This is a genomic window from Acinetobacter sp. HA, assembly GCF_000264725.1.
Taxonomy (GTDB): Bacteria; Pseudomonadota; Gammaproteobacteria; order Pseudomonadales; family Moraxellaceae; genus Acinetobacter; species Acinetobacter schindleri.
Genome location: NZ_AJXD01000099.1, coordinates 1 through 1,169 on the forward strand (window position 1 = coordinate 1; position 1,169 = coordinate 1,169).

A 1,169-nucleotide genomic window follows, 5' to 3' on the forward strand; every position below is an offset into this window, starting at 1 on the left:
CGTGATTTTTTAAAGGCTTTACTTGCGTCCATGACGCTGAATTTTGTTGTGTTCAATGTAATCCCTCAGTGCGTGTACAAGGATGTTCGTGTGAACATCCAATCTGAACATGAAGTTTATTTTGTATTAAAGCCTACTTTCTTTAGATAGGGGAGTAGTTCTTCAAATTTTTGTGGATCTCGTAGCATTTCAGAAATTCGAACTGCAAATTGTGAGTAGCTTTCAGTACCTTGAGAATATTTATTCATATCTGGAAGCTCAGATAATTTACTGGCAAAAAGATGACACTGTGCATCGGTAAATTTTGAGAAAATCTCAAGAGCAGTTTGCTCTTTAGTATGAGCTATAACGACTTTTTTCAGTTTAAAGGTGAATGAAAAACCAGAAATATTACGTCCCTTTTTATGTTGCTGACATTGGACGTTAATATCCGTATGTTCATTAATTTGAGCAATAGCTAAATTTAATACTCGATCTTTAAAATTTCCCATTCTTGTATATTCATCATCAAGAACGCCTATTTTTTGTCTGAACTCTGCAAGTTCAATAATAGGAGTTTGACCCGTACTGCGCCAAGCAATTAATAATTCATATAATCGCACAGCATAAGCGCTGCTGAGATTACTAATCTGTTGTAACTCATATTTAGTAAATTGTTCTTCTAAACGTGTAATAAGTGGCACGATTGCAGGGGCAAATATTAACTTTACTGTAGCTTCATCGTCGATATATCTAATTTCGCTGACCCAACGACTTAAAACATTCTCTACATTTCCTCTTTTATTAATTTCTTGATAGCTAAATTGACGTACAAATAGATCTTTACAGGCATCTTTTAACGCTTGGTAAGCTGTTTGTCTTGCAACATTAAATTGATTTACATAACTCTCAGCATGGACTTCTAAAGGGTCATTTGCATTGATTCCCCGACCACTATCTCTTGCTTCGACGATGGCTAATAAGATCAAACGTTGTTCTACTAAGTCTAAGTTATAACTCGCATTAATTAATGCATTGTCTTTAACTACTAAGTCCCGCATTCTATTTATCTACATTATTACTTATGAATATAAATCTATAATAATAAATATGTAGATTAATGCAAGGTAAACGTAGTTAAATCTACAAAAAAAATAATGTAGATTATTGGTAGGTAAACGTAGTCATAT

At 33.4% G+C, this 1,169-nt stretch carries 1 protein-coding gene; it reads right to left on the reverse strand.

What is annotated here, in order from left to right; genetic code table 11:
- Positions 1-116: 116 nt before the first annotated feature.
- Positions 117-1,040 carry a replication initiation protein RepM gene (repM, locus tag HADU_RS15095; protein ID WP_004811812.1) on the reverse strand — a complete coding sequence of 308 codons (924 nt, stop codon included), beginning with the start codon at positions 1,038-1,040 and terminating at the stop codon, positions 117-119.
- Between the last annotated feature and the right edge of the window lie 129 nt (positions 1,041-1,169).